Below are 5903 nucleotides of genomic sequence, written 5' to 3' on the forward strand. Positions count from 1 at the left end.
CCGCGCCCCGCGCGCGCGCCGCCAGGCAGCCCAAGCCCGCCGCGCCGCCCGTCGACCTCACCGAATTTATCGTGCGGGACGAGGGGCGCATGGCGAAGAATAAAACCTTCTACCTCGACGCGGCCGTCATCGACGCGCTGCACCGCGCGGCGGTGGCCCAAAAGGTGACCGACAGCAAGCTGGTCAACGACATCCTGCGGAAGATTTTGGGGCTCTGACCTGTAAAGCCGATCTGTTTTACAGCTCTTTCGGTTCCCCGCACGGTCCCCTCTCACCGAAACTGGGTACCGTTGCACAGGAAACCCCATCTTTATCGGCGATTTTCTCCCGATCTCTCCGGATTCCTTCCGTTTTCTATGCGATTTGTTTTTACCGGAGAATGGGGGCCTGTCCATAAAATTACATCCGGTATTTTTGCGGGAAATGATACTATCCGAAAGTGGGTACCGTCCGTTTTTTTATCTGCAGTCACCTGCCCGGTTCTCCAGATTCCTTTCATTTTCTCCTGTTTTTACCGCGTTCCGTTTTTGGGAAATGGCCGCCCGGATGATGTAAAGGGATTCCCTTGCGTATAATATCCGGGCCTTCCGGCGGAAGGTACGCAGTTTTGGATAACTCCCCGAAAACGGGTACCGTTTTTCGGACTATGCCGCGCGGGACCCGCCTGCGACGGTGCCCGGCTCACCGAAACTGGGTACCATTTGGAACACCGCCCCCGGTTTATTCCGCGTTTTCTCCCAATTTCTCCCGATTGCTTCTGATTTTGCCGCCGTCCTCCAACGGTACGCAGTTTCCGGCAAAACCCCGCAAGCCGCGAAGAATCCCGGGTTTGCGGCGCGCCGCCGCTGCCGGCGGACCGGCCCGGCCGGGGGAGGAAAGGGGAGACTCACCGAAACTGGGTACCGTCCCTCCCGCATCCGAAACCAGCTCCTGGATGCTCCGGAAACCGCGCCCGCACAGCCGATTCCGGACGCGCATGCAATTTTGGCGCGGAGCCCTTTCCACACCTCTATTATAACACGCGCGCACGCGGGGCGGACTCACCGGAACTGCCCACGCCGCCAGCCGGATCAGGGAACCGCGCTACCCGAAACTGCCCACGGGACTAGCCGAAACCGGCAACCCCGGCCTTTGGGACGTGTCCCCGCAAACGCCCGTCAAATCAGGAAAATTCCGGGTTTTTTACCGGCCAGAATCCGGTTGTAGGTACTGTAGGTACTGTAAGTACTGTATTGGAAAACGGGAGGGGCTGCCGCCTGAAAGGCGGCCCCTCCCGTTTCTCTGCCGGGAAATGGAGAAGGCACGCCGCAAAATGTTCCAGAAGCGGACGGGAACCCCCTTTCCCACGGAGGGAAAACATGCTATAATAACCGCGTTGCAATGCTTGCATCCACTGCGGCCCGCCGGGAGCGGGCGCATTTTTTGATTCGGCCGGGAACGCCCGGTAAAGGGGGATATGATGGATCAGGTTCTGTTGTGGGCCGCCGCGCTTCTGGCCGCGGGGGCGTGCGCCGCGGCAATCGCCGCAGCGGTGATCGCGGCGCGGCCGCGCCGCGGGGAGCAGGGGCTCGCCCAGATGCGGGAGGAGCTCGAGCGGCTGCGCGGGATCCTCGTCGAGGAGTCGCGCCAGTCGCGGCAGGAGAGCGCGCAGAACATCACCCGTTCGGTGAACGCGCTCGGGCAGGCGCTGGCGAGCAACCAGCAGCAGATGTCCCGCGAGCTGGGGATGCGGCAGGACAGCCTGCAAAAGACGGTCGCCGAACTCATGCGCAGCGTCGACGCGCGGTTCCAGAGCTTCACCACCCAGAGCGGCGAACAGCTTTCGGGCATCCGCACGACGGTGGAAAACCGGCTTTCCTCCCTTCAGGAGGACAACGCCAAAAAGCTCGAGGAGATGCGCAGGACGGTCGACGAAAAGCTCGAGCAGACGCTGGAAAGCCGCATCGGCCAGTCGTTCAAGCTGGTGAGCGAACGGCTCGAGCAGGTCTATAAGGGCCTTGGCGAGATGCAGACCCTCGCATCCGGGGTGGGGGATCTCAAGAAGGTGCTCTCCAACGTCAAGACGCGCGGCGTGCTCGGGGAGGTCCAGCTCGGCGCGATCCTTGAACAGATCCTGTCCCCCGACCAGTACAAGACCAATTTTTCCACCCGCCGCGACAGCCGCAATCCCGTCGAATACGCGGTCGTGCTGCCGGGGGACGGGGAGGAGCCCGTCTACCTGCCGATCGACGCCAAGTTCCCGGCGGACGCCTATGTCCGCCTGACCGACGCCTACGAGCAGGGCGACCCGGCGGAGATTTCCGCCGCGTCCGCCGCGCTGGCCGCGCGCGTCAAAGCGTTCGCGCGCGATATCCGAGACAAATACCTTGACCCGCCCCGCACGACCGATTTCGCGGTCATGTTCCTGCCCTTCGAGGGGCTTTACGCCCAGGTGCTCCAACTCGGCCTGCTCGAGCCGCTTCAGCGCGACTACAAGGTGAGCGTCGCCGGTCCGACCACGATGGCCGCCCTGCTCAACAGCCTCCAGATGGGCTTCCGGACCCTTGCAATCCAGAAGCGTTCGGGGGAGGTCTGGCAGGTGCTCGGCGCGGTCAAGACCGAGTTCGAGCGGTTCGGCGACGTGCTCGGCGCCGCCCAGCAGCGGCTGGAACAGGCCAACAGCGAGCTGGACAAGCTCGTCGGTGTGCGCACCCGCGCCATCCAGCGCCGCCTCGCGCAGGTGAGCGCGCTGCCCGATTCCGCCGCCGCCGCGCTGCTGGAGGAGGGGGGATCCCCCTCCGAGGAATGAGGCTCGGTTTGCCGCTCGATGAGCGGCAAATCCAAAAAAATCCCCGCCGCCCGGAAGGGCGGCAGTCTGCGCCGCCTGCGGGCGTCAATAAAAAGGAGTCAACCGATGCTGTTATCACTGGACAACGTCAGCAAAATCTTTGCCGACAGGATCATCTTCATGGGGGCGTCCCTCAAGGTGGAAGAGGGAGACCGGATCGGTCTTGTCGGCGCGAACGGGGCGGGGAAGTCGACCCTGCTGAATGTGCTGAATGGAGATATGAGCCCGGACGAGGGGGAACGCGCGGTCAAAAGCGGGCTGACCCTCGGTTTCCTGCGCCAGAACAGCGGCGTGGACAGCGCCAACACGATCTATGAGGAGATGCAGTCGGTGTTCCGGCCTCTGCTGGACGCGCAGGCGCGCATCAGGGAGCTGGCGGCCGAGATGGAGCGGCACGCCGACCACGGGACGGCGGAATATGCGGGGCTGTCGGCGGAATACGGCGGCCTGCTGGCCTATTTCGAGGCGAACGACGGCTACAACATCGGCGTGAAGATCAAGACGGTCTTAAACGGCATGGGATTTGCCGACCGGGAGATGGACACGGTGTGCGGGACGCTGTCGGGCGGGGAAAAGACCCGCCTCGCGCTCGCCAAGCTGCTGCTCACCGAGCCGGGGCTGCTCATGCTCGACGAGCCGACCAACCACCTGGATTTCCCGACCCTCCAGTGGCTGGAGGACTACTTGCAGGAATATAAGGGCGCGCTGATCGTCGTGTCGCACGACCGCTACTTCCTGGACAAGATCTGCTCCAAAATGTGGGAGGTCGCCAACCTGCATGTGACTGCCTACCGGGGTAATTACACCAAATACATGCACACGCGGGAGGCGCTCTACGAGCGGCAGCTCAAGGAATATGAGATGCAGCAGCAGAACGTCGCCAAGCTGACCGATTATATCGCGCGCAACAAGGTGCGCGCGACCACCGCGGCGATGGCCAGGAGCCGCGAAAAGATGCTCGAGCGGATGGAGCCGGTCAAAAAGCCGCCCGCGCCGCTGCTGCCGGTGAAGATGGCCTTCCGGTACGAGCAGGAGCCGGTCAAGGACGTGCTTCACGCCGAGGGGCTGACGCTGCGCGCGGGGGAGGACGGAAAGCTGCTCTGCGAGGGGGCGGACTTCGACCTGCTCAAGGGGCAGAAGGTCGCGCTCGTGGGCGCAAACGGGGTGGGGAAGTCCACCTTTTTGAAGGCGCTGCTCGGCAGGATCCGCCCCGAGGCGGGGAGCGTGCGGTGGGGCCGCAATACGAAGGTCTCCTACTTCGAGCAGGAACAGCTCGACCTGCACCCGCAGAAAACGGTGATCGGCGAGCTGTGGGACCGCTTCCCCGCGACCTACGAGCAGGACCTGCGCAACGTGCTGGGCGGGCTGCGGTTCACGGGGGAATCGATCTACAAGCAGGTGGGGATGCTGTCGGGCGGCGAAAAGGCGCGTCTCAAATTCGCCATCATGATGTACGAGGCGGGCAACGTCCTGCTCCTCGACGAACCGACCAACCACCTCGACCTCGCGACCAAGGAGGTGCTCGACCGGGCGCTGATGGATTACGAGGGGACGATCCTGGCCGTGTCGCACGACCGGTACCTGCTCTCCCGGATGCCCGACCACATCGTCGAGATGACCCCGCAGGGGTTCGTCTGGTACGAGGGCGGCTACGAGAGCTACCGGGCGAAGCGCCGGGAGGCCCAGCCCGAACGGGCGGTGCGGGAGGAAAAGCCCAAAACGGAAAACGCCTTCCACCGCACCAAAAAGCAGCGCGCCGAACAGGTGGCGCGCAAAAAGCGGCTCTGCGAGGTGGAGCAGGAGATCTCCGACCTTGAGCTTGCGGTCGACACGGCGCAGGCGGAGCTCGGGGACCCGGAGGTGTCGAGCGACTACCAGCGGGTGAACGGGCTGTGCGCGCAGATCGAGGAAAACCGCGCGGCGCTCGCCGCGCTGATGGAGGAATGGGCGGAGCTCTCCGAGCTCTGCGAGGAAACGGAGGGCCGTCAATGATCGCGCAAAAGCTGGCCGGGCAGGTGGGCGTCATGTTCCTGCTCATGGCAATCGGCGTTTTCATCCGCAAAAAGGGGATCGTATCGGTCGAATCGGCGCGGCAGTTTTCCAACTTCGCGCTCTTCGTCATCACCCCCTCGCTGCTCGTCAACGTCTTTCAGCGGGATTTCCATCCCGAAATGGCCGCTTCGCTCGCGTTGTCGGCCCTGCTCACCGTGGTGTTCCACCTGCTCGCGGCCCTGCTCACCAGGCCGCTCTTCCCCCGCCGGGGGGAGGAGGACGGCCGCAGCGCCGTCGCCCGGCTGGGCGCGGTCAGCTCCAACTGCGGCTTCATGGGCATCCCGCTCATGACCGCCGCGATGGGGGAGGAGAGCATGATCTTCGCCGCCGTCTACATCGGCGTCTTCAACATCTATATCTGGTCGCACGGCGTCATGCTCCTGCGGCGGGACGGCCGGATCCGCTGGAAGGAGATCCTGCTTTCCCCCGGCGTGCTCGGCGCGTCGCTCGGCGTTTTGCTCTACCTTTTGCAAATCCGCCTGCCCGGGCTGCTGCTCGACACTCTCGGCTTCCTCTCGGGCATGAACACCCCGCTGCCCATGGTCATCACCGGCGTGCTGATCGCCGACATCGCTGTCGGGGAGACGCTCCGGGACCTGCGCCTCTACTTCACCGCGTTCGTGCGGCTGGTCGGCCTGCCGCTCGTCATGCTCGGGGTCATGCTGCTCGCGGGAGTTCCGGGGTGGTTCGACGGCGCGGCCACCGTCGTGCTCGCGATGGTCATTTCGGTGAGCTGCCCGGTGGCGATCTCCACCGTCATGCTGCCCACCCGCTTCGGCGGGGACGCGCAGTACGGCGCGAAGCTCGTCGCCCTGTCGACGCTGCTTTCGATCTTTACCATCCCGGCCGTCGCCTCGCTCGCGCAGTGGGCCATGGCCAGGGGGAACTTTTTTTAAAAGCTTCCCCCCGGACCCCCTCAAAACGTTTGATTCAGGCCGGCCGCGGACCGTGAGATAAAAATTTTCGCGACGCCTTTTCACAAAACGTTTCGCCCGCCTTTTCAAAGGCGGCGGGGTCAAGGGGC

Annotated in this window: 4 protein-coding genes; all 4 read left to right on the top strand. The window is 64.0% G+C overall.

The features are described 5' to 3' along the window. Nucleotides 1-218 (top strand): hypothetical protein (locus RDM88_RS11325; RefSeq protein WP_308754944.1); only part of this gene is annotated, 218 nt, incomplete at its 5' end. Between the two features lie 1241 nt (nt 219-1459). Beyond that, nucleotides 1460-2788 carry a DNA recombination protein RmuC gene (locus tag RDM88_RS11330; RefSeq protein ID WP_308754945.1) on the top strand — a complete coding sequence of 443 codons (1329 nt, stop codon included), beginning with the start codon at nt 1460-1462 and terminating at the stop codon, nt 2786-2788. A gap of 105 nt (nt 2789-2893) precedes the next feature. Continuing rightward, entirely contained in the window at nt 2894-4819 is a 1926-nt protein-coding gene (locus RDM88_RS11335) for an ABC-F family ATP-binding cassette domain-containing protein (protein WP_308754946.1), read from the top strand. Beyond that, the gene (locus tag RDM88_RS11340; RefSeq protein ID WP_308754947.1) at nt 4816-5775 is read left to right on the top strand and encodes an AEC family transporter; all 960 of its coding nucleotides are present in this window, start codon (nt 4816-4818) and stop codon (nt 5773-5775) included. Before RDM88_RS11335 ends, RDM88_RS11340 begins: the two co-directional genes overlap by 4 nt. The last annotated feature ends 128 nt before the right edge of the window (nt 5776-5903 follow it).

Source organism: uncultured Anaerotruncus sp., from assembly GCF_902490045.1.
Classification (GTDB): Bacteria; Bacillota; Clostridia; order Oscillospirales; family Ruminococcaceae; genus Anaerotruncus.

Excerpts from the sequence above, each read along its gene's own strand:
- RDM88_RS11330 (WP_308754945.1), top strand. The coding sequence starts at position 1,460 with ATGGATCAGGTTCTGTTGTGGGCCGCCGCGCTTCTGGCCGCGGGGGCG.
- RDM88_RS11335 (WP_308754946.1), top strand. The coding sequence starts at position 2,894 with ATGCTGTTATCACTGGACAACGTCAGCAAAATCTTTGCCGACAGGATC.
- RDM88_RS11340 (WP_308754947.1), top strand. The coding sequence starts at position 4,816 with ATGATCGCGCAAAAGCTGGCCGGGCAGGTGGGCGTCATGTTCCTGCTC.